The organism is Polyangium sorediatum (assembly GCF_029946465.1).
GTDB lineage: Bacteria > Myxococcota_A > Polyangia > Polyangiales > Polyangiaceae > Polyangium > Polyangium fumosum.
This window is the reverse complement of sequence record NZ_JARZHI010000100.1, coordinates 1-22,829: the sequence shown is the minus strand read 5'-3', so window position 1 is coordinate 22,829 and position 22,829 is coordinate 1. Positions and strand designations below refer to the sequence as shown.

Annotated in this window: 18 protein-coding genes; 7 read left to right on the top strand and 11 right to left on the bottom strand. The window is 68.4% G+C overall.

The genetic code is table 11. The annotated features are described in order from the left end of the window. Positions 1–3: 3 nt before the first annotated feature. Positions 4–585 (bottom strand): hypothetical protein, encoded by a 582-nt coding sequence (locus QHF89_RS46070; RefSeq protein WP_136973008.1) that lies wholly within the window; start codon positions 583–585, stop codon positions 4–6. 78 nt (positions 586–663) lie between these two features. Between QHF89_RS46070 and QHF89_RS46065 the strand changes: the two genes are divergently transcribed. Then, the gene (locus QHF89_RS46065; RefSeq protein ID WP_136973009.1) at positions 664–2,076 is read left to right on the top strand and encodes a gluconokinase; all 1,413 of its coding nucleotides are present in this window, start codon (positions 664–666) and stop codon (positions 2,074–2,076) included. Here QHF89_RS46065 and QHF89_RS46060 read toward each other — a convergent pair whose 3' ends face one another. Then, the gene (locus QHF89_RS46060; RefSeq protein WP_136973010.1) at positions 2,077–2,895 is read right to left on the bottom strand and encodes an inositol oxygenase family protein; all 819 of its coding nucleotides are present in this window, start codon (positions 2,893–2,895) and stop codon (positions 2,077–2,079) included. An 85-nt stretch (positions 2,896–2,980) separates the two neighbouring features. On the opposite strand from QHF89_RS46060, the gene QHF89_RS46055 reads away from it, so the two are divergent. Genes QHF89_RS46055 through QHF89_RS46045 form a run of 3 tightly spaced genes read left to right on the top strand, consistent with a single transcriptional unit; the run spans position 2,981 to position 5,759 of the window. After that, the gene (locus QHF89_RS46055) at positions 2,981–3,976 is read left to right on the top strand and encodes a sugar ABC transporter substrate-binding protein (RefSeq protein ID WP_136973011.1); all 996 of its coding nucleotides are present in this window, start codon (positions 2,981–2,983) and stop codon (positions 3,974–3,976) included. Positions 3,977–3,978: 2 nt separating this feature from the next. Further along, the gene (locus tag QHF89_RS46050; RefSeq protein WP_136973012.1) at positions 3,979–4,968 is read left to right on the top strand and encodes an ABC transporter permease; all 990 of its coding nucleotides are present in this window, start codon (positions 3,979–3,981) and stop codon (positions 4,966–4,968) included. Next, positions 4,965–5,759, top strand: coding sequence for an ATP-binding cassette domain-containing protein (locus QHF89_RS46045; RefSeq protein WP_284721830.1), 795 nt, complete (start codon positions 4,965–4,967; stop codon positions 5,757–5,759). The genes QHF89_RS46050 and QHF89_RS46045 overlap by 4 nt, the downstream gene beginning before the upstream one ends. On the opposite strand, the gene QHF89_RS46040 is transcribed toward QHF89_RS46045, so the two are convergent. The 3 genes from QHF89_RS46040 to uxaC are packed head-to-tail and all read right to left on the bottom strand — an operon-like array spanning position 5,745 to position 9,254. Beyond that, positions 5,745–6,995, bottom strand: coding sequence for a lactate racemase domain-containing protein (locus QHF89_RS46040; protein ID WP_136973013.1), 1,251 nt, complete (start codon positions 6,993–6,995; stop codon positions 5,745–5,747). The genes QHF89_RS46045 and QHF89_RS46040 overlap by 15 nt on opposite strands. A gap of 1 nt (position 6,996) precedes the next feature. Continuing rightward, on the bottom strand, positions 6,997–7,821 hold the full coding sequence (locus QHF89_RS46035) for an SDR family oxidoreductase (protein ID WP_136973014.1): 825 nt from the start codon (positions 7,819–7,821) through the stop codon (positions 6,997–6,999). Then, the gene (gene uxaC / locus QHF89_RS46030; protein WP_136973015.1) at positions 7,818–9,254 is read right to left on the bottom strand and encodes a glucuronate isomerase; all 1,437 of its coding nucleotides are present in this window, start codon (positions 9,252–9,254) and stop codon (positions 7,818–7,820) included. The genes QHF89_RS46035 and uxaC overlap by 4 nt, the downstream gene beginning before the upstream one ends. Before the next feature lie 165 nt (positions 9,255–9,419). On the opposite strand from uxaC, the gene QHF89_RS46025 reads away from it, so the two are divergent. Beyond that, positions 9,420–10,676, top strand: coding sequence for a CAP domain-containing protein (locus tag QHF89_RS46025; protein ID WP_284721829.1), 1,257 nt, complete (start codon positions 9,420–9,422; stop codon positions 10,674–10,676). A gap of 136 nt (positions 10,677–10,812) precedes the next feature. Beyond that, the gene (locus tag QHF89_RS46020; protein WP_136973016.1) at positions 10,813–11,454 is read left to right on the top strand and encodes a hypothetical protein; all 642 of its coding nucleotides are present in this window, start codon (positions 10,813–10,815) and stop codon (positions 11,452–11,454) included. 10 nt (positions 11,455–11,464) lie between these two features. On the opposite strand, the gene QHF89_RS46015 is transcribed toward QHF89_RS46020, so the two are convergent. Beyond that, entirely contained in the window at positions 11,465–12,283 is an 819-nt protein-coding gene (locus QHF89_RS46015) for a pentapeptide repeat-containing protein (protein WP_136973017.1), read from the bottom strand. A gap of 281 nt (positions 12,284–12,564) precedes the next feature. Between QHF89_RS46015 and QHF89_RS46010 the strand changes: the two genes are divergently transcribed. Then, positions 12,565–14,550, top strand: coding sequence for a hypothetical protein (locus QHF89_RS46010; RefSeq protein WP_284721828.1), 1,986 nt, complete (start codon positions 12,565–12,567; stop codon positions 14,548–14,550). Between the two features lie 16 nt (positions 14,551–14,566). Here the strand turns inward: QHF89_RS46010 and QHF89_RS46005 are convergent, their stop codons facing one another. The 5 genes from QHF89_RS46005 to QHF89_RS45985 all read right to left on the bottom strand — a co-directional run bounded on the left by QHF89_RS46005 (position 14,567) and on the right by QHF89_RS45985 (position 22,639). Beyond that, positions 14,567–15,646, bottom strand: a complete 1,080-nt coding sequence (locus QHF89_RS46005) for a polysaccharide deacetylase family protein (protein ID WP_284721827.1) — start codon at positions 15,644–15,646, stop codon at positions 14,567–14,569. A gap of 727 nt (positions 15,647–16,373) precedes the next feature. After that, entirely contained in the window at positions 16,374–20,246 is a 3,873-nt protein-coding gene (locus QHF89_RS46000) for a Kelch repeat-containing protein (protein ID WP_136973021.1), read from the bottom strand. Between the two features lie 430 nt (positions 20,247–20,676). Further along, positions 20,677–21,024 (bottom strand): hypothetical protein, encoded by a 348-nt coding sequence (locus QHF89_RS45995; RefSeq protein ID WP_284721826.1) that lies wholly within the window; start codon positions 21,022–21,024, stop codon positions 20,677–20,679. A 478-nt stretch (positions 21,025–21,502) separates the two neighbouring features. Continuing rightward, a complete protein-coding gene (locus QHF89_RS45990) occupies positions 21,503–22,045 on the bottom strand; it encodes an RNA polymerase sigma factor (protein ID WP_284721825.1) in 543 nt (180 codons plus the stop codon). 330 nt (positions 22,046–22,375) lie between these two features. Beyond that, the gene (locus QHF89_RS45985; protein ID WP_136973024.1) at positions 22,376–22,639 is read right to left on the bottom strand and encodes a hypothetical protein; all 264 of its coding nucleotides are present in this window, start codon (positions 22,637–22,639) and stop codon (positions 22,376–22,378) included. Positions 22,640–22,829: the final 190 nt, after the last annotated feature.

The following is a 22,829-nucleotide window of genomic DNA, read 5'->3' as shown; positions in this document are numbered from 1 at the left end:
CGGTTACTCGATCGTGCCGAGGAGGTTTCCGGAAGGATCCACCTCGTCGAGGAGCGCTCGCAGGTCCTTCTCCGAGGGCACGATGGCGAGGGGACGCCCGCCCCCCTTCATGTTCAAGGACGCCATGCTGAAATGGGAGAGCGAGACGGTTTCCACCTTCTTGCCTCGGATGCGGGACTCGGCTTCCGCCCAGGAGATCTCCTCGAGGTCGTCTTCGTAAAGGAATTCGCGATCTTCCCGGGGAAACTCCACCATCAGCTTGGCCAGGTCGCCGCGCCTGGGCGCCGTGGTGTAGTGTTTTTCGCCGCCCCGTCGGACCACGTAGACACGGCGGGTGCGGGTCCCGAACACGCGATCGACCGCCCGGCTGCGGAGGAGCGCGACCGTGTCGAGCCAGGCAATCTCGGTGTAATTGGGCGGCAGCCATGGCGGTGGGGGGCGGAGCGGCGCCGCGGCCGCCCCGATGCCCGAGGACGCGCGTTCCGGCGGCTCTGGCCGCAGGTCTTTGCACCCGAGCACGAAGAGGAGCCCGCTCGTTGCCACGAGGAGGCGCCGACGCGAGGGCACGAGGTCCGCCAATGCCATGCCCCAGCTTGCCAGGCCTGTCGCCCCCGAGGCAAGGACCGGGATGCCGGGGGGCGCGAGGCGGGGTAGGAAATCCCCATGGCGCACGTGCTCGTGATCGATGTCGGCAGCTCGTCGGTGCGCGCCGCCATTTGTGATGGGCGCGCGCAGATCCTCGCGGAGACGGCGGAGTCCCATGCCTTCACGGTGGCCGCGGACGGCACCTCGGAGGCGGATGCGCGCGAGCTGCGCCGCCTCGTCGAAGGGTGCGTCGATCGAATCGTGGCGGACGCGCCGCCGATCGACGCGGTCGCGCTGGCGACGTTCGTGGGGAACCTGCTCGGCGTGGACGCCGCGCACGAGCCCGTGACCCCCGTGTTCACCTATGCCGACACGCGCCCGGCTGCCGACGTCGAGGCATTGCGGAGCGAGGTCGACGTCGCGTGCTTGTACCAGGCGACGGGGTGCCCGCTGCATACGGCGTATCACCCCGCGCGGCTGCGCTGGTATGCGCGAAGCGGGCGGATCACGCCTGCGATGTGGATCGATGTCGGCACGTACCTCTACCGCGCCTGGTTCGGCCGGGAGGTGCCGTGCAGCTTGTCCGTGGCGGCCTGGGGGGGCCTGCTCGACCGCGGGACCCGGCGCTGGTCGGCCGAATGGCTGCACATCCTCGGGCTCGCGCCGAAAACCCTCCCGCCGCTCGCCGGCGCGCGGCATACCGAGAGGGGCCTCGCGCTCGCCTATGCCGAGCGCTGGCCCGCGCTCCGCGACGTGCCGTTTTTCCTGGCCCTCGGGGACGGGCTGGCGGCGCACGTCGGCAGCGGGGCGATCGCGCCGCGGAGCACCTCGTTGACCGTCGGGACGACCGCGGCCCTGCGGCAGATGCGTGTCGCAGAGACCCCGCCGTGTCCCGTGCCGAGAGGGTTATGGGCCTACGCCGTCGACGAGACACGCGAGCTGCTCGGAGGCGCCACGAGCGAAGGCGGAAATGCATATGCCTGGGCGTGCGCGCATCTGAGGCTCGACGGCGAGCCCCTCGTGTTCGGGGAGCCGTTCGCGCATGGGCTCACCGTGTTGCCCATGTTCGCGGGCGAGCGCAGCCCCGGGTATCGGCCGGACGCGACGGCGACCTTGCACGGCTTGCGCCTCTCGACGACCCCGCGCGACATCGTCCAGGCCTTGTATGAATCGATTGCCTTGCGCCTCGCGCAGATCCTCGACGCGCTCGGCGGCACAGGCGCCCTTCACGCCGGCGGCGGCGCGCTCTCCGCCTCGCCCGCCTGGGCGCAGATGTTCGCGGACGCCATGCAGACGCCCGTTCACCTCATGGGCGAGGAGGCGACGGTGCGCGGCGCGGCGATGCTGGCGCTGGAGGCGCGGGGCCTCGGATCCCTCGCCGACCTCGCCCCGCCCGCTTCCCATCGCTTCGCGCCGCGGCCGGAGGTCGCCGGCGTCTATCGGGCCGCGAAGGAGCGGCAGATCGAGCTTTATCGCAGGCTTTATCCGTGATTACCAGCGGAGCTCGTCCGGGAAATACGTCGCGAGGAGGTCCTGGTAATAGGGGCGCAGCCGCGCCACGTCCGGCGGCGCGTCGGCCTTCGAGTAGAGATCGTACGGGTTGAACCGCCGCACCCACTCCATCATCCGCCGATCCTGCTCGTTCATCAGGTGCCCATAAGCCCCCTCGCGGTGCGCCGCGTAGAACGAGTGATACCGGATCATGTACTGGGCCTCCATCGGGAGGTAGTCCTTGACCACGTGGTAGAGGTATTCGTCGTGCCCCCACGACATGTGGACCTCGGCGAGCCCACAGCCCTCCTCGTACATGCCACACGGCGTCTGGGAACGCGGGTTTTGCAGATCGGGGTTGTTCGCGAAGAGCTCGGGGAAGACGATCCGATCCGAGAACGCGCAGCCGAGGGGGAACGTGTCGCCCACGACGGCCCATTGCGGCTCGCCCCACAAGCAAAGGACCTTGCCGGCGTCGTGGATGAGGGCCGTCAGGACGAACCACGGCGGCTGACCGTCGCGCCGCGCCGCCTCCGCGGACTGGAGCGCGTGCGCGATCTGCGATTGCTCCGTGTCCGGATCGCTGTCGTCGACCAGCCGATCGAGCCGTTCGAGCACCTCCCACATCCCCGCCCGCTGCCGATGCAGGCTCAGGTAGCGGCGCTCCTTCTCCAGGACGAACGAGAGCGTCTGGTTCTCGTGGTTCAGCCGGTAAAGCTCCTTGACGCTGGGCCTCGCCTCGGCGCGGTAATCGCGGAACTCCGAGGTTTCCTTTGTCCCAGCGGCGCTCGCTCGTTTGCCGTCCTCTATCGCCTGCATTGTCCCGGGCAATAGCGCGAAGGGCCGGGCAGCGCTAGGATTGTCGAAAGGTCGCGGCTACGGCTCTCCGCGAGGAAATGGGAACATGAACAGAGAGCTCTCCGTCCGCCGCTCTGCGTTGTGGAGGGTCCTCGGCTGCCTCCTTGTCCTCTTCGTCGCCGCGTGCGGCAGGGGCGAGCGCGCGAGCGCGACCACGCGTGATTCCCGCGCGCGCCCGCGCATCGCAGTCGTCACCCACGGCCAGGCCTCGGATCCATTCTGGTCCGTGGTGAAAAACGGCATCGACCAGGCGGCGAAGGACATGGACGTCACCGTCACCTACCAGGCGCCCCAGGCCTTCGACATGGTCGCGATGAGCCGCCTCATCGACGCCGAGGTCGCCCGCAAGCCGGACGGGCTCATCGTTTCCGTGCCCGATCCCGCCGCCCTCGCGCGCTCGTTCCAGGCCGCGCGAGACGCGGGCATTCCCATCCTCACCATCAACGCCGGCGGGGAGGAGGCGCGGAAGATGGGCGCGCTCCTGCACATCGGCCAGAGCGAATACGACGCCGGCAAGGCCGGCGGCGAGCGATTCGCGCGCGCCGGCGTGCGCCGCGCGATCTGCGTGAACCACGAGGTCGGCAATGTCTCCGAGGACGAGCGCTGCCGCGGCTTCCTCGACGCGCTCACGAAGGCCGGCGGCGAGGGCCGCGTGCTCTCCGTGAACGCCGCGAGCCCCACGGACATGCAGCAAAAGATCCTGGCCGCGACGACGCCCGAGGTCGACGGCGTCTTCACGCTGGGCCCGGCCGCCGCGCGCGCGGCCCTCGCGGCGCTGCAATCGGCGAACCGGCTCGGCACGACGAAGCTCGCGACGTTTGATCTCTCGCCCGAGATCCTCGCGGCAGCGCGCGACGGGCAGATCCTGTTCGCCATCGATCAGCAGCAATACCTGCAAGGGTACCTCGCCGTCGTCCTGCTCGCGCAATACGCCCAGCACGGCGTGCTCCCCGCGGCGGAGGCCATCCCCACGGGGCCCTCGTTCGTCACGCGGGAGAATGCGGCGGCCGTGATCGACGCGAGCAAGAAAGGCATTCGGTAGCCGTGTCCGCGCGAACGTGGCTCGCCCGCCCCGAGCTCGGCGTCGTGGCCGCCGTGGTGGCCGCCTGGTTGTTCTTCGCCGTCACGGCCGGTGATTCCGGGTTTTTGACGCTCTCCGGGACGGCGAGTTACCTGGCCATCGCCGCGGAGCTCGGGATCCTGGCCGCGCCCGTCGCGCTCTTGATGATCGCGGGCGAGTTCGACCTCTCCATCGGCTCGACGATGGCCGCGAGCGGGATGACCGTCGCGCTTTGCACGACCGAGCTCGGCTGGCCTTTGTGGGGCGGCATCGCGGCGGCCGCGGCGCTCGCGGCGTGTGTGGGCCTCGTCAATGGCCTGATCGTCACGCGCACGCGGTTGCCCTCGTTCATCGTCACCTTGGGAACGCTCTTCATCCTGGCCGGCGGCACGATTGGCACGACGCGCCTCCTCACCGGACGGACCCAGGTGGGCGGCCTCGAAGACGCGGGCGGGTTCGGCGCGGCGCAGAAGCTCTTCGCCGGGCAGATCGGGCCCTTTTCGATCACGTTGTTCTGGTGGGTGGGCCTCACCGCGCTCGCCACGTGGGTCCTCGTGCGCACGCGGCCGGGGAACTGGATTTTTGCCGTTGGCGGCGCGCCGGACGCCGCGCGCCGGCTGGGGATTCCGGTCGACCGCGTGAAGATCGTCCTTTTCATGACGACGGCGCTCGCGGCGTGCCTCGTCGCGACGTTTCAAACCGTGCAATTCCGCGGCACCGACGTCCTGCGCGGCACGGGCAAGGAGCTCGAAGCCATTCTCGCCGCGGTCCTCGGCGGCACGCTGCTCACGGGCGGGCGTGGCTCCGTCGTCGGCGCGGCTTGTGGCGCGCTCCTCTTTGGCATGGTGCAGCAGGGCATCGTGTTTTCGGGCGTGGATTCGGACTGGTACAAGGTCTTCCTCGGCGCCGTGCTGATCCTGGCGGTGCTCCTCAACAGCTCCGTCCAGACGCGGGCGGCGGAGGCGCGGCGATGAGCCACGAGACGAATGGTTTGGCTCCGATCCTCGAAGCGGATCACGTCACCAAGCGGTTTGGTCGCATCACGGCGCTCGAAGACGTCTCGATGCGCGTGCATGCGAGCGAGATCCTGTGCGTGCTCGGCGACAATGGCGCGGGCAAATCGACGCTCATCAAGACCCTCTCGGGCGTCCATCCGCCGGACGAGGGGCGGCTGCTCGTGGACGGCGAGCCCGTCCGGTTCTCCTCGCCGCGCGACGCCCTCGCCCGGGGCATTGCCACCGTCTACCAGGACCTCGCCATGGTCCCGATGCTCTCGGTCGTGCGTAACTTTTTCCTCGGCGCCGAGCCGACGCGGGGCGTGGGGCCGCTCCGGCGCCTCGATTTGCGTGAGGGCGAGGTGGTGGTGCGCGCCGAGCTCCAGCGCATGGGGGTCGAGCTCCGGGACCTCTCGGTGCCGGTCTCGGCGCTCTCGGGCGGGCAACGCCAGGCGCTCGCGATTGCGCGGGCCATTCATTTCGGCGCGCGCGTGCTCGTGCTCGACGAACCCACGTCCGCGCTCGGCGTGAAGCAGGCGGGCATCGTCCTGCGGTACGTGATGGAGGCGCGGACCCGCGGGTGCGGCGTGATTCTCATCACCCACAACCCGCACCACGCGCATATGGTCGGGGATCGATTCACCCTCCTGAACCGAGGCCGCTGCGAGGGAACTTTTTCGAAGGCAGAAATCACGCGCGACGAGCTGATCCGACGGATGGCGGGCGGCGAGGAGCTGGAGCAGCTCCAGCACGAGTTACGCGCCTCGTAACCGGTAGAGCACCTCGCCCGCGTTTCGCACGAGCAAGAACCCCTCCTCTTCCCGCCCCTCCCACGCCGCCGGATCGATGTGCCGGGGATCGGCAAACCCGAGGTGGATCCGCCGGCATCGCTCCTCCGGGATCCCCGTCGCGAGCGTCACCTGGATCCGCGGGCGTTCTCCCTGCTCTGCGTCGTAGCTGCCCGCGCCTTTCACGTGGGTGCTGTGCGCGAGGATGGAGAGCGGGATCGTGCGGAACCGATCCCATTGCGCGAGGAAATAATCCCGCACGTGGTAGCCGACCCGATCGATGAGCGTGCCGTGGGTGAACGAGACCTCCGCGAGGTGCGGCGCGTAAATGACGACCTCGCCGCCGTCCTCCACCACGGGCTCGGTCTTGTACATCGCCTTGGCCGCGGTCCAGAGGTCGGCGTATTTCGTCGAAGGGAGCGAGAGCACGCGCTTGTAGCGCCGCGTCGTGTGGACGATGTTGAGCTCCTTCGAGAGATCGGCCGCCGCGCTCCACGCTTGCGCGTGGGGACCGACGTAAAGCCCGTGGAGATCCGCGCGGCGGAGCACGAGGGCCGCGCAGAGCACCGGCACCGGCACGAATTCGGCCGCGTGGTGGATCACCCGCCGGACGATCGTGTCCTTGACGCCGATCGTCGACATGCTCGTCGAGAGCGCCCCGAGCCAGTGCGTCGTGTCGATGATCTCGCGCCCCGCGATGCCCGGGAACAGATACTTGGCGCCCCCGGAAAACCCCACCACCTCGTGCGGAAACACGGGGCCGCAGATCAGGAGTTGATCATAATCGAAGATCCGGCGGTTGATCCGCACCTCGGTCGCGACCGCGAGCAGCCCGCCGGTGAGGCGCGCCATCTCGTCCTCGCCGATCACGCCGAGGGTCGCGAGCGCGCCCGGATCGTCCCACGCGTGATTGAAGATCGAGGTCCGCCCGCCGTCGCGACCCGGCGCATCTTTCCCGACGAGCCGTTCGATGGCGGCCGTTTCCATGGGCGGATGCGTGCCGAGAGCGATCAGGTAATCGAGGCGCGCGACGCGCCCCGCGAGGAGCCTGTGGAGGAGCCGAAAGAGAAGCGGGATCGGCGCCGTGCGGGTCGCGTCGGGAAGAAGGACGAGGAGCCGCTTGCCCGTGAGCGGCAGCGCGGCGAGCGCCTCGTCGAGGATCTCGTGGACGGCCTCGTCCGTGAGGCATTGCCCGGGAGACCCCTGGCCGATCAGCATCTCACACCCCACTCTGGGCGGAGAACCCGCCGTCCACCGGCAAGACCACGCCCGTCACGAAGGCCGACGCCGGGCTGACCAGGAAAAGAAGCGCGCCGGAGAGATCCGTCGGCGCGCCCATCCGCCCCATCGGCGTGTGCGAGACGATCGCCCTCCCCCGCTCGGTGAACGTCTTCGTCGCGGGATCGGTGAGCAAAAATCGGTTTTGATCGGTCAAGAAGAACCCGGGCGCGAGCGCGTTGACGCGGATGTCGGGGCCGTACATCTGGGCCATGTGGACCGCGAGCCAGCGCGTCAGGTTGACGACCGCGGCCTTCGCCGCGCCGTACGCGGCCACGCGCGTGAGCGGGCGCTCGGCGCTCATGGACGTGATGTTCACGATGCTGCCCCGGCCCCGCGCGGCCATGCCACGCCCGAAGGTTTGGCAGGGCCTCAGCGTGCCCTGCACGTTCAGGTCGAAGACCTCGCCGAACCCCGCCGGGTCCAGCTCGAACAGGCTCCGATCCGGGCCGGTCGTGGCTTTCGGGTGGTTGCCCCCTGCCCCGTTCACGAGGATGGTCACGGGACCCAGCGTGGCCTCGATATGCCGCGCGGCGGCGTCGAGCGCCTCGGCGTCGAGCACGTCACACGGCACCACGAGGGCCTCGCCGCCGTCCGCGCGGATCGACGCCGCCACGCGCTCGCAGGGCTCGCGCCGCCGCCCCATCACGGCCACGAATGCGCCCGCCGCGGCGAGCGTGCGGCAAAACGTGGAGCCGAGCACGCCGCTGCCGCCCGTGACGACCGCCACCTCGCCGCGAATGTCGAAGAGCGCTGCCGGAGTCATGGGGAAAGATCCTCCGCGCCGAGCCGATAGGCGCGCTCGGCCAGGCCCACGGCGCATTCCGTCGCGAGCTCCGCGGCCTCCTCCGCGTCGAGCCTGCCCGTCACGACGAGCCCCGCGAGCCAGTTGCAGCTCACCCGGCGCCAGACGTCGTGCCGCGCCGGGATCGAGCAAAACGCCCGCGTGTCGTCGGTGAACCCCGCCGTATTGTAGAGGCCGGCCGTCTCCGTGACCTGATCGAGGAAACGGACCATGCCATTCGGGCTATCGAAGAACCACCAGGGCGGCCCCAGGAGGACGGCCGGATAATACCCGGCGAGCGGCGCGAGCTCGCGGCCATAGGTGCTCTCGTCGAGCGTGAAGAGCAGGAGCCGGAAGCGCGGATCGTCGCCGTACGTTTCGAGCAGCGGCCGCAGGTTGCGCGTCCATTCGGTGGCGACGGGGATGTCGGCGCCGCGATCGGGGCCGAAACGCGTGAAGAGTGCGCCGTGGTGGTCGCGCAGGCTGCCGGCGTGGAGCTGCATGACGAGTCCATCCTCGAGGCTCATGCGCGCCATTTCCATGAGCATGTGGGCGGAGAACCGGGCGGCGTCCTTTTCGTCCGCCTCACCCCGGAGCGCGCGCAGAAAGATTCGCTCGGCCTCGGCGGGGCCGAGCCGCTCCGCGTGCGGCGTGACGGCGCCGTGGTCGGTGGCGGTGGCGCCGAGCGCTTTGAACGTGGCGCGGCGCTCTTCGAGGGCCCGGATGTAATCGGCGTAGGTCGTGATGTCGATGCCGGCGGCCACGCCGAGCCGCTCGATGTGGTCACGGAAGCCGGGCGTGCCGAGGTGCACGACGGCGTCGGGCCGGAACGTCGGCCGCACGTCGAATCGGCCCTCGGATTGGAGGCGGCGGTGGTGTTCGAGCGAATCCGCGGCGCCGTCCGTGGTGCAGAGAATGCGAATCTGGAATTTTTCGTACAGCGCGCGCGGGGAAAACGCCGGCTGTTCGAGGCGCTCGGCGAGGTGATCGTAGATGCGCTGGGCGTTTTTCCCGTCGAGCCGCTCCGTCACGCCGAAGACCGAGAGGAGCACGTCCGAGAGCCAGAGCCCGCTCGGCGTTCCTCGGAACACGTAAAAATGGTCGGCGAAGCGCTGCCAGACGCGGCGGTGGCCACGCTCGTGGCGGGTCCCGTCGCGGGTCGGCAGGCCGAGGTCTTCCATGGGCACGCCGCGGCTGTGCAGCATGCGGCAGACGTAATGGTCCGGCAGGACGAACAGGTCGGCGGGCGAGCCGAAGCGCGCGTCGGGATCCGCGAGGAGCGCCGGATCCACGTGGCCGTGTGGGCTCACGATGGGCAAGTCGCGCACCAGGGCGTAGAGCTCCCGGGCGGACGCTCGCTGCGAGGATTCCGCGGAAAAAAGGCGGTCGGGGTCGAGCGACCAGCGGGGCGGCATCCCTCCCAGTATAGGGACACGAATGCGAGGGCGAAGCCCAGGGCGTGTCCTCGTGGATCCGCCAGGCGAACGCGGCCCGCGCCCGCGGGGCGCCGGATGTGGATTTCATGGCAGGTCGCCCCTTTTTGCGATCCTTCCGCCACGCAGTCGGCTTACGCTGGGCGCATGAATACCAGCCACGTCGTCCGCGCGTTCTGCGGACCCCTCGCCGGTGTGGCGCTGCTCGCGAGCTGCGCGGTCACGCCGGCGGAGACCTACGACTCGGTCGAGCAGGCCATCGGGGAGCCCGTGGGGGAGCTGCCCAACCACGACGAGCGGGTCCTCGGGTTCTGGACGAACCGCATTCGCGCCGCCCCGGGGCCTTTTGATGCCCTCCTGAGCCCCGACGGGACCACGCCGTCGGGCCGACCCATCCCGAGCCCGACACCGCCGCTCGAGCTCGTCGCCGACCTCGCGCGCGCCGCGCACTTCCAATCGAACCACATCGCCACGACCACGTGCCCGCTCTGCGCGGATCATTCGACCTGCTGCGTGCTCGCCGGGCAGGACGAGGACACGCACTGCGAAGGCGCCGTGACGGCGTGTGGGGTCACGAGCCAGGGCGAACGTTTCTCGCACTTCTCGGACCGCGCCTCCACAGAGAACGCCGAGGAAGGCAACTCGAAACCCGAGCTCGCGATGCTCGCGTGGATCACCTCCCACGCGCACTGGGGAGCCATCAACGGCGCCGGCTACACCGCGCTCGGCACGGGCGCGGTCCTCGCGAACCGCTACGCCCATCACCTCGTGTTCGGCGTCGAAGGCTCCTACCCCGTGGCGGGCGACGGGACCCATTTTTACGATCTCAGCCGGGATGGATCGTTCATGGTCAAAGAAGCGCCGGTGACGAACCCGACGTTCGGGATCACCTACTATTTGCCTGGGGGTGGGGCCCCGAAGGTCGCCGAGGTCGTGCGCTCGCTCGACGGGGGGGAAGCGGTCTGCGACCCCCTCGCGCTGAAGTACGGCACGGAAGCGCATGGCACCTACGAGAAGGCGATGACCCTCGAATCGGGGTGCCATCGGTATTTCTTTCACCTTGTTGATAGCAATGGCACCGAGCGCATGTATCCCACGACCGGGACCCTCGGCGTCCCCATCAACGTGAGTGCCGACAAGTGCCCTGACTTCTCGGCCGCTCGATTCGAGGCCCCTTGCGCTGGGACACCCGCAAGCTCAGGGGAAGGCGGCGCGGGCGGAAGCGGGAGCGGGAGCGGGGGCGGAAGCGGTGGCGCAGGCGGAAGCGGCGGCGACGGCGGCGACGACAGCGGCGGCGCCTCCGGATGCGGATGCCGCGCTGCGCCCGTCGGCTTCGAGGTGACGGGCGGCGGGCTCTTGTTTCTCGCGCTTGCCGCGTGGGCGCGACGACGGGCGCTTCGATAGGCCGATCGCGGCCCCCGTCGCCCTCATCCCCTTTCGCGCCCTTGCCGTCACCTCCCCTTCGGGTTGCTTCAATGCTCCTCACCTGGAGGGGGATTGCCCCGCGGCGCGACGACCCGGTAGCATGAGGGCCGGCGCCATGCTCCTCACCGACGCGCGGTTCGACCTCCCGCCCGACCTCCCTTTTGCTCCCGGGGCGAGCCCGTTCCGGCAGAAGGGCCATGTCTATCGCGGAAACCACGACTTCATGAACAAGCGCGTCCCGGGGGGATTGCCTGCGATCCGAGAGGCCTTGCCGGCGCCCGCGCTCGTGAAGTTCTTCGAGCAGCGATTCGAGGTGTCGGAGTGGTACGACTCGCTGCCCAATGTCTACCTCCAGGACGCAGCGGCGCGCGCCCGCGGCGTGCCCTTCGAGGAGCACGCGCGTGAGCTCGGCGTGTGGCACGCGCGCGAGCGGCTCAAGGGTTTTTACAGCGTCCTGCTCCGGGCCGCCTCGACCGAAAGCGTGGCGGTATGGGCTCCGCGGGTCCCGTCGATGTATTATTCGTTCGGCAAGTTCCAGACGCAGATCGTCGGTCCACGGCGGGTCTCGCTCTCCGTCCGCGGCGTGCCCGTGATCCTGGCGCGCTGGCTCGGCGCGATCATGGCCGCGGCGGGCGGGGAGATGGTCCTCATGGCCGGCGCGAGGGACCTCCACTGCGAATTCCCGAGCGCGGAGCCCGAGGGCACGGCGTACGGCGTTCCGCTGTGCCGGCTCGAAGGCGAGGTCACGTGGCGATGAACCGGCGAAATCAGGAGCCCGGATTGCACACGCCGAGGGATCCCTCCGCGCAAAGGACGTTTTTGATCTTGGCGCCGCTCAGGTTGCTGTCCGTGTAGTTGTTGCGGGCCTGGCCATCGACGTCGTCGAGGACGGCGTTCCGGAGGTCGCAGCCGAGGAAATCGATGTTGCTCTGCTTTTCTTCGATGAAGTACGCGCCGACGAGGCTCGACGTCGTAAAAACCTGGTTGATGAAGAAGCCGTCCCAGGTGCTGCCGTCGGCCTTGGCGTTCGTCACGGTGCAGTAGCGGATGACCTCGTACGAGATCAGGCTGAAGCCCGTGAGGTCCGAGTTCTCGAAATGGGAGTGGTAGCAGATGTCCGTCTCGATCCGCGCTTTCCGTAGGTTCGACGAGAGGAAGCGGTTCTGCGTGAAGATCCAGTGTTGTCCGTGTCCGCTCGACGTGCCCAGGTAGGCCTCGCTCAGATCGGTGTTCACGAACTGGCTGTCGCCGATGCTGTTCGCCCAGATGCGGGCGCCGTGCAGGTTGGCGTTCGTGAAATCGACGTGGCTGATGGATTGCGCCCGGAGCTCGATCCCGCTGAGGTTCGCGCCCGACAAATTCGTGTGGCTGAGCCCCTGGATCGTGAGGACCCGTCCTTCCAGGTGGACGCCTTGCAAATCACACCCGGTGCAACCGCCGGTCGCGAGCAATGTCTCCAGGTCGGCGTTCGTGTCCGCCGCTTGCGCAGGGCCGAGGCACGAGGCGGTGAGCAGGAAGGACGCGACGGCGGGCAGCGGCGAGCGGAAGGGCATCGGTGGAGTGCCGACGAGGCGACGAATGCGCATGCCTCTTCGTAAGCACCGGCCATACCCGTGCAGGCCGACCCCTTACGGTGCACCCGCCCGCGCCGGCTTCCTGCACCAGGGGGTGGATCCGTCGGGCGAGGCGCCGGCCTCGCTGCCGACGGCCTCGCTGCTTTTGCTGTCGCTCCCGCTCCCGTTGCAGCGACAGTCGCTGCATTCCACCACCGCGCGATTTCGAGCTCCGATCCCAGCAGGGAAAGGGCGCGACCGGACGGCTGGCGCGCTGCACCTTCGTGCTAACTTCGCCGCGGAGGTAAGGACGGATGGTTCGTGCTCGATTTGTGAATCTTTCGCTGCTCTCCTGTGCGATCGCCGCCGGATGCGGCGGCGGGGGCAGCGCCGGTAGCGAGGGCGGCGCGGGCGGCGCGGGCGGCGCGGGCGGCGCGGGCGGCTCTTCGGCGAGCATGTCGTCCTCGTCCGCATCGTCGTCGAGCGCTTCGTCCGCGTCCGCGTCGTCGAGCGCGTCTTCCTCCTCATCGAGCGCGTCGAGCGGCACGGGCGGCGGCGGCGGCGGCATGCCCGTGGGCACATGCGCCGATCCCATCGACATCACCGACGCCATTGCGTTGAATGGCTCCTACCAGGGAATCGCGAATCAGTTGGCGAACACCCTGTCGGCGGCCTGCGGCAGCGCCGCCGACGACAAGGCCAGCACGCTCGTCTTTCAGGTCCCCGCCGCCGGCAATTACCGGATCGAGGCCACGGGGCCCGGGAGCGAGCTGGGGCACGGTGTGTACGTGCGCGCCGCATGCGACGCGCCGGAGACCGAGCTTGGCTGCTTGGCGACGTCCGGCCAGATTCGCCTCGGCATCCCCGCGCCCATGACGCTGTACATCACGGTGGCCGGCTACTGGTTCGAGAGCGGCTACACCCTGACGATCGCCGCCGATCCTCCGTGCGCGTCGGACGCCGATTGTATCAACACGGGCATCGGCTCTCTCTGCAACCCGGCGGGCGTCTGCCTCGCGTGCGAGGGGATCGACGACTGCAACGGCCGGCTCTGCGATGTCATGGTGGGGCAATGCCTGCCGTGCAGCGGCGCCATGGATTGCGTGGGCAACCCGTTCGGCAGCTTTTGCTCCGACACCGGCGCTTGCAGCGGCTGCACCGTCGACGCCGAGTGCGCCGGCATGCCGCAGGGGCAGGTGTGCCTGCCGCAGACCCATTCCTGTGGCTGCATGGCGAACGCCGATTGCCCGGCCGACAAGGAGGCCTGCGTCGATAGCACCTGCATCGACTGCAAGCCGGGGTTCATCGATTGCAACGGATCGACCAGCGACGCCTGCGAGATCGATCCGCTCGTCAACCCCGCGCATTGCGGCGGCTGCGGCGGCTGCTCCTACGGCGGCTGCAATGCGGGCGTCTGCTCCCCTGCGCCCACGTCGCTCCACGAGGGCATGGCGACCGTGCTCGCGGTCGACGACGACCGCGTCTACTTCGACGACGGCGGCAACCTCCTCGCGCTCTCCAAGAGCAACGGCAGGGTCTCCACCCTCGTCTCCGCGCAGGGCCAGATCCGCCATATCGTGGTTGATGCCGGGTACGTCTACTGGAGCGCCCACCAGAGCTCGAATGGTCACGTTCGTCGCCTCTCCAAGGGCGGCGGCGCGCCGGAGACGCTCTGGTCGCAGAACCTGGGCTTGCTCGGCAGCATCGCCGACCTGGAGATCGACGCGGCGAATGTGTTCTTCTCTTACACCATCTCGCCATGGCACATCATCGCGCGGATGCCGAAGAGCGGCGGCGCGACCACCGCGCTCGTCTCGGATGACGCGTCCCTGCAGGACGACATCACGCTCGCGGGGAATTACGTCTTCTACAATGACCTCTTGGACCTCCGCCGCGTGCCCAAAGCGGGCGGGAACTCGGTGTACCTGCTCCAGGGGGACGTGAAGTCGGACGGGACGCACATCTACGCCTACGACGAAGCCGGTGGGGTGCGTCGACGTGATCTCGACGGCATGAACGACGCGGTGATTGCGAGCCCGCTCGCGGGATGGAAGCTCCGGGTGCGGGCCGTCGACGACACCACCGTTTTCCTCGACGGCGGCACAGGGCCCGATGGCGCGTACCAGAACGCCCCGGGCAAGTTGAATACCTTCCTGTTCGCGGTCCCCAAGACCGGGGGAATGCTGCGCATGATTGGCTCTGGCGTCGGCGCCGGTCAACTCGCGCTGGACGGCTTCGGCAGCGATGCCACGCACGTCTACTTCACGGTTGCCGGCAAGCTCCTGCGCCTGGCGAAATGAGCGGTCGCGGGCGTGGTCAGGGCACGTCGGCCGCGCGGGTGAGCTCCAGCGGACGAGGCATACGGGCGAAGTTGCCGGCCTGAAGATCGCTGCGCTCGTCCTCGTGCTCGTCGACGAATTTCACGAGATCCTTGTACGTACCGCACGTCACCTCGGGCAGGCCACACACGGCCTGCGCGAACGCCTGCATGGCCTCCCAGTATGCGCCGCCGTTCCACTTCGAGAAGTGGTGGCCGATGTGGACGGGGGCGCGGTTGCCGAAGTAGTTCGATTCGAAGTAGGCCGTGTAGGTGTCGATCATCTGCTTTTTGTACGTCTCTTTGCCGGCGGGGTTCGGCCTGGCGCCCGAATCGGCGACGTAGAAGTTGTAGTCCATCGAGAGGGTTGCTTTGCCGGAGCCGACGATGCGGAGCTCCGCCAGCGGGAAATTCCAGATGCCCGCGATCTTCTCGGGCCAGTGGTTCGCGGCGCCCGTCCTGCTCGTGTCGTAGGTGTAGCCCCGCTTCGCCAGCGTCCTGAAGAGGCCGGGGCTGTGGGCGAGCAGCGGCGCGCGGAAGCCCACGACATCGCGCGGGCCGAAGCCGAGATCGGGGGCCGTCAACCCGATGCCCTCGAAGAAGATCTCGTCGAATTGCTCGAATTCGCTCTCCCAGTCGGCCTCGCTCCACGAGCTGCCGTCGAAGTGGCCGTTCGCGTGTGAGGCGATCTCGTGGCCCTCGGCCGCGGCTTTTTTTACCTCCTCGAAGCGCTCCGTGATCTCGTCAATCGTCCCTCCCCACCCGATCGCCGACGTACCCGGGGCGTGCCGCGGAGGATCGTACCCTTCCCTGGCCGCGTTCGGGATGAAATACACGCCGCTGATGAAGTACGTGAACTTCAGGGCGTTCGCGGCGGCGAAGGCGCGCGACTCGCGCCAGAACGAGAGGCTCTTCGACCCGTCGAAGGCGAGGATCACGAATTGCGGAGGCCGCGCCACGGTCGCAGCGTGCACGCCCTGGGTCACGTCGTCATTCTCCCGAGGAGCGTCGCCGCATCCGGCAATACACGTAGGCACGAGGGTGAGGGCGATGGTGCCGACGAGGCGACGAATGCGCATACCCCTTCGTAAGCACCGGCCATGCCCGTGCAGGCCGAGCCCGCGATGCGCACGGACCTTGGCAACCCAAAGGTGATGAGGCGGCGTCAGACGGGGGAGCGGCGACCTGCGGACGAAGGTTGTTGAGCTCCTGGCGGAGGCGGGGGACGTCCTCTCGGCGAGCGATGTGCGCTTGCCGCCGGTGGGCGACGTCGTGGCGGAGGCGGGGGATGTCCTGTCGGAGAGGAACGAACGCCCGGTGGAGAGGGGGCACCCTTTGGGGGGAGAGCGGCGACCTCCTTCGGGGGGTGGAGCATCTACACGCGGAAGAAGGCGACGTCGTGGCGGAGGTGGATGAGGTCTGGGCAGAGGTTGACGACCTCCTGCCGGAGGTCGAGGGACCTCCTGCCGGAGGTCGAGGGACCTCCTGCCGGAGGTCGAGGGACCTCCGATGCGACTCGGAGCCATCCAGGAGTGAACGTGGGCAGGGATGCGCGGCGGATGTTCTTTCGGCAGCGCTTCCCTGTTCAAGGACAACCCTCGCGCAGATCTGGGCCCGCGGGCCTACGCATCGGACGGCGGAGGCGGGAGCGGGGGCGGGGGCGGCAGCGGGAGCGGCAGCGGGAGCGGCAGCGGGAGCGGCAGCGGGAGCGGCAGCGGGAGCGGCAGCGGGAGCGGCAAGCGGAAGCTGCTTGTGTGCCGTGGCCTTGGCGAGGCGCTCGCTGAGCGCGATGCCCAGACAGCACCATCAGGTGCGTGATGCACGCCTGGTCGGGAACGGGTCTCGTCCACAGCCAGTCGATCCCCGGCGCCGCCTCAGCATGGCGGCCGCTGCGAGCGCGAGGGCGAGAGCGCCGTGAGGGCTTTGCTTCGCGCCTACGGAGCAGGTGCACCCGTCGCCCGTCCCGCCGCCGCCGCCCGCACCCGCGCCCTGCCCGGCGCCGCCCGTGCCGACGCCCGTGGTGCCGGACGTCCCCGTCGCGCCGTCTCCCCCTGTCCCCGCGCCGGTGCTCGCGCTTCCGGCGGCGCCTCCCGCGTCATTGCCGCCGCTCGCGCCGCTGCTCGTGCCGCCGCTGCCCCCTGCGCCCGTGCCGGAGCTGCTGGTCGTGCTGCCACCACCGCCAGGACCACTGCTGCTCGTCCCTCCGCCCGCTCCTCCGCCCGCTCCACCGGAGCCGGAACCTTCGCCGACGCACACGCCGCCCTTGCAGGCGCCGCCCATGCACGGGCTGCCGTCGGCCTTCTCGGGATGGTCGCACTGGCCATCGACCGGACTGCACGTCCCTGCCTCGTGGCACTCGTCCAAGGCCGCACACGCGACCGGGTTCGCGCCCGTGCACGTGCCGCTCTGGCATGTATCGGTCTGCGTGCAGGCATTGCCGTCGTCGCAGGCGGTGCCGTCGGCCTTCGTGGGAACCTCGCACTGACCGGTGCTTGGATTGCAGGTGCCTGCCATGTGGCACGAATCCGGAGCCGCGCACGCGACCAGGTTCGCGCCCGTGCACGTGCCGCTCTGGCATGTATCGGTCTGCGTGCAGGCGTCGCCGTCGTCGCAGGCGGTGCCGTCGGCCTTCGCGGGAGCATCGCACTGACCGGTGCTAGGATTGCAGGTGCCTGCCATGTGGCACGAATCCGGAGCCGCGCACGCGACCGGGTTCGCGCCCGTGCACGTGCCGCTCTGGCATGTATCGGTCTGCGTGCAGGCGTCGCCGTCGTCGCAGGCGGTGCCGTCGGCCTTCGCGGGAGCATCGCACTGACCGGTGCTTGGATTGCAGGTGCCTGCCATGTGGCACGAATCCGGAGCCGCGCACGCGACCGGGTTCGCGCCCGTGCAAATGCCGCTCTGGCACGTGTCCGTCTGCGTGCAGGCATTGCCGTCGCTGCAGGCGGTGCCGTCGGCCTTCGTCGGCGTCATGCACTGGCCCGTTTGCGGATCACAGGTGCCGGCCGCTGCGTGGCATTGCTCCTGCGCGCAGGTCACTGGGTTCCCGCTGGTGCAAACGCCGGTCTGGCACGTGTCCGTCTGTGTGCAGGCGTCGCCGTCGTCGCAGGCGTTTCCCGTCGAGAGCGCGCAGGTGCCATCCGAGGGAGCGCCGGCCGCGATGGCGCACGCCTGGCAATCGGTCGGGTCTCCGTTGCCGCAAGCCGTGTCACAGCAAACGCCGTCGATACAGTGGCCCGTCGTGCAGTCGACATCGAGACCGCAATTCGAACCTTGGGCGAACACCGCCGCGTAGCTCCACGTATCGCCCAGGCTATCCGACGAGGAAATATTGCCACCGAAGAGCACCGCCTCGTCGCCCAGCGTAGCCACCGCGTGACGCCTGCGAGCCGGCGGGCTCGCCACCGGGAAAAGCTCAGTCCAGCTCGTCCCGTCCCACTCCCATGTGTCATTCAACGGGTTGCCCGCGTTGTAGCCGCCAAAGAGGACGACCCTGCTGCCCACCGTCACCATCGCGTGCCAGTCACGCGCTGACGGGCTCGTGGGGGAAAAGCGCTGGGTCCAGTTCGTCCCATCCCACTCCCATGTATCGTTCAGATAGCTGGAAGTATAGTAATTGTAGCCGCCAAAAAGGACCACCTTGTTGCCCCGCGTCGCCATTGCGTGCGCATACCGCGACGGTGGGCTCGTGAGGGGGAGGCGCTGGGCCCAGTTCGTCCCGTCCCACTCCCATGTGTCGGCCATGCAGATCGTGCCGCAACCTCCGAAGAGGACGACCTTGTTGCCCCGCGTCGCCATCGCATGCTCATTGCGCACTGGCGGGCTCGTGAGGGGGAAGCGCTGGGCCCAGTTCGTCCCGTCCCACGCCCATGTGTCCTTCAGGTACGAGAATCCACCGCCATTGCTGTAGACTCGGCCCCCGAAGAGGACGACCTCGTCGCCCAGCGTGGCCATGGCATGCCTCTCGCGCACGGGCGGGCTCGTGGCTGGAGAGCTCTTGGTCCAGCTCGTTCCATCCCAGTTCCACGTGTCGTTCAGGGTTCCCTGAAGGCCATACCCACCGAAGAGGACAACCTCGCTTCCCAGCGTTGCCATCGCATGCCCGCCGCGTGTTGCCGGGCTCGAGGCAGGAGCGGGTTGTGTCCAGCTCGTTCCATCCCATGCCCACGTGTCGCTCAGGTAGCTGCCATTGACGTCATGGTCCTCGCCGCCGAAGAGAACGACCTTGCCACCCAGCGGCGCCATGGCGTGCGAAAAGCGCTCGGGTGGGCTCGTGGCGGGAGACTTCTTGATCCAGCCCGACCCGTTCCACTCCCATGTGTCATTCAGCTCGCCGGTACCACTGTAGCCACCGAAGAGAATCACCTTGCTGCCCAGCGTCGCCATCGCATGCCGGCTTCGCGTCGACGGGTTGTTGACAGGGGAGTACTTGAACCAGGTCGTCCCGTTCCATTCCCATGTGTCGTTCATGCCGCCGCCACCATTCACGCCGCCGAAGAGGATGACCTTGGCGCCCAAGGTGGCCATCGCATGCCCACTGCGCAGCGGTGGGCTCGTGGGGGAGAATCGCTGCGTCCAGTTCGTCCCGTCCCATTCCCACGTATCGTTCAGTCCGCTGTAGCCACCAAAAAGGACGATCCTGGTGCCCAGCGTCGCCATCGCATGCCGGCTGCGCGCCGACGGGCTCGTGGCCGGGGAGCGCTCGGTCCAGTTCGTCCCATCCCACTCCCACGTGTCGTTCAAGTCCCCCCCGGCACCCGTGCCGCCGAAGAGGACGACCTTGTTGTCAAGTGTCGCCATCGCATGATTCGCGCGCGCCGGCGGGCTCGTGGCCGGGAAGCGCTGGGTCCAGCTCGTCCCATCCCACTCCCACGTGTCGTTCTGTCGGTAGCCACCAAAAAGGACGATCTTGGTGCCAAGCGTCGCCATCGCGTGGCTCGCGCGGGGGTCGATGTACGGCGCCTTCTCCCACAGAACCGTTTGAATCACGGGATCGAGCAGCACCGGGAAGGCAAGGCCGCGCGTATCGAGGTGCAACGATAGGCGCTGCTCGTTCGCGTCCCACACGAGCTCCGCGTCCCGACGCTGCCCCGCGGCATCCAGCGCGAAGGGCCTCGGCATCGACAGGCGCGTTTTGCCTGCTCTGTCGATGAAGGAGAGTCCGCCCCGACCATCGGACGCCACGCGCGCGATGCCCTCGCCGAGCTCGACCTTGAAGCTGGCCTCGGCATCCGCGGTCTCGTCGCGCAGGACATAGGCGAGCTCCGCGTACGTCTCGCCGCTGACGAGGATCGCGTCGGTGGATGGCCGGACGTCGCGGTAGACCGCGTAACCATTTTCGACTTCGAGCGGCGTTGCCGCCGTCCTCTCCGGCAAGAGCCTCGCGCCGAGCGCCGTGCCCTGGCCGAGATAGACTTCCCACGCGCCGTCGGCGGTGTCGGGTACGCGCGAGCGCGCGAGGAGGCCCGGCTTCGGATCGGAGGCGGCGGCCGCGCGCCACCCAGGCGAGACGGCGCCGTCCTCGGCTGCTTCGAAGCCGCCGGGCGCATCGGTGAAGCGGTCCGCGAGTGGGCGCTCGGCCACGGCGAGGCGGCTCACGAGGGCCACGACGTCGGCCGCGCGGGGAGAGGGGGCGATCGTATCGTCGCAGGAGGACAGGAGGGCGAGCAGCGAGCTCATGAAAAAGAAGAGCAAACTTCTACATATATGGATCAAATTCATCGGAACCTCGCAGGGAGGTGCGCGGCCGGACGGTGCGCGTCGATGGTTGTTGGCGGCAAGACGGGGGTGAGGTACGAAACGCGTAGATATGCTCCCAAGTCAAGCCTCTCGTACGGAAGCGGGAGCGGAAGCGCCGGGCCCGCAGGCCGTCGAGGTAAATCACCGCCAGATCACGCCGTGCGGTGATGTTCGAGCGGTTGACCTCGACTTGGCCGCGCAAGCTCCGGGCGCGGCCGAAGAGGCGCATCAGCGCGCCGGGCTGCGGGATGAACCGGCACCGGCCTGCCCGGCTGCACGAGAGAGGCCGCCACCCGCCCAAGCAAGGGAAGCGCGCGAGTGACGCGGAGACCATCGAGATACGGCTGATCTCGATGAGAGATCGGTCCGTTCAGGGGCTCGGATACGACCAGCTCAGTGCTTTGGCGCTCGTGAAGCCGTAGCAGCAGTCGCTCGCCTCCTCGGCTATGAGCTCTGGCTTCAATCGACCTCCGTCGACGACGCCCTCGTAGAAGTAGTAACTGGTCCCGAGGAGCAGGAGCGCCTCCCGGCGGGTCGGATCTCGGAGCTCGACCTGCTGCAGATCGGCGGACGCAAGATCCGGAGCGCCGGTTACCGTGAAGGTGTTTTTCCAGGAACCCGACGGGAAGCCAGGGGGACCGTAGGCTTTTCCGACCGCGAACGCTTCCTCGATCACGCAACGATCCGCGACGCTGCCGAGCACGAGCGTGAGCGTCATTTCGTGTCCGTAGCTGTCGGGCGCTCCACAATCGAGGGAGTGGAGATCCACCGGCAGATCGAGCTCGAGTCGGTGAGCGCTTCGTCGATGAGAGGCACCGTGCTCCTCGTAGACGCGAAACAACGGGAGCTCGTCGCAGGCGCTGGGCGAGCTCGAGGCGGCCTCTCGTGGAGGCAGCGGGCCGCCGTGAGAGCAGCAGGTCATGAGGGCGCCGAGCGCGAGAAGAGACGAACGGCTGCGCATGGTTTCGAAGACGCTCGCTGAGCGGACCCTATTCCGCTCGGCCGAGCTCGTGAGAGCAGACGTAGCAGCTCTTCCGAGAAGCCTGCACGGGATAGCCGCAGCGAGGACAGTTGCGCGAGGCGTCGAGGCGCCCGTCGAGGAGCGTAGTGATACCGCGTTCTCGAGCTCGACCGGAAGCGGGAGCGGAGGCGGGAGCGGGAGCGGGGGCGGAAGCGGGAGCGGGGGCGGGGGCGGATCACGCGAGTGCGAGCGTCTTCAGGTGCTCCCGGGCGAGGTGCAGGCGGGCGTGGGCGGTCTTCGTTTTGATGCCGAGGGATTCGGCGATCTCCCGGATCGAACGGCCTTCCAGGTACGGCATCACCACAGCACGGACGCGCGGCCCGATCTTGTAGAGGAATCGCTTGAGCCGGAAGAGCCCGTACGTCGCCTGCACGAACATCCCTATCGACTCCGCTTCGTCTTCCCGCTCGGGAAAGTCATCGGCCAGGCCCGCGAGGACCTCACGTTCGCAACGCGAAAGCTTTCGATGGTTGCGGGCATGGTTGAGCCCGATCACCAAGAGCCACGGGCGGGCCTGCTCCGGCACGATGAGGCATTCGAGCCTGCGCCAGGCCGTGAGGAAGATGTCCTGCACGACGTCGTCCACGTCGCGGGGAGGGATGGACTGACCGAGAAGAACGCGGCGCAAGAAAGCGCGGTGTTCGAGGTAAAGGCGCCCCAGCAGGGCGTGCGCCGCCGTAAAGTTTGCCGGCGGAAGATGGAGCGGTATCGTTGTCATACTCATGACTCCGGTTGTGCGGGGTTGTGGGGAGACGCCGGTCGGTGTTGAAGGCGCCGGCTGGCGTCGCTTGTCCTGTCTCATGAATTGGGGGCGAAGGCAATCGCGAACGTGCGGATTGGTTCGTCGGGGGGAGAGTCCCTCACACCAATCTGCGGATTGGTTCGTCGGGGGTGAGGGAATCGTCCCGTCGCCGGAGGTGAGGGAATCGCTCCCGCCCCCGCTCCCGCTCCCAAACCCGTTTCCGCAACCGCTGGCGCTTCCACTCCCAGCTCAACGACCGCTTAGCGTCGAGGTAGGTCAATCGTGGGAGCTTGCGCCTTCCTTTGGCTAGACGGGTTGCCGCAAAAAGGGGTTGCGACCTGTTGGCTTTGGCAGCGGCGGGATCTCAGGCGAGCCGGGCCAGGTGATACCCACCTTTTGAAGATTGCGTTGAACGCCAACCAGTCGCTCCGGATCGGGCGGCTTGGGAATGAGCGTTGCAATTTCGTCGGTCGTGAACTCGGTGGGGCCTTTCAGGGCGCGGTCGGTCACCACGTCGATGATCGCATAGATGGGTGCGTCGGTCGTTCGGGCGCGTTCTGCCTTTTTCACGGCGAATTCCGGATTCCACCAGAGCGGGAACCGACCGTTTCGGAGCAAGCCCCAGGGGCTCAATCGTAAGTCCTCGCCGCCCCCCGTCCTGACGTCCCGTGGCCCCCGTGCCCAGGCTCCCAACCGGAAGGAGCCTCAACATGCATACGGAACAACAAGCGGCGGCCATTCGTGCGGAGGTCTCGCGCAT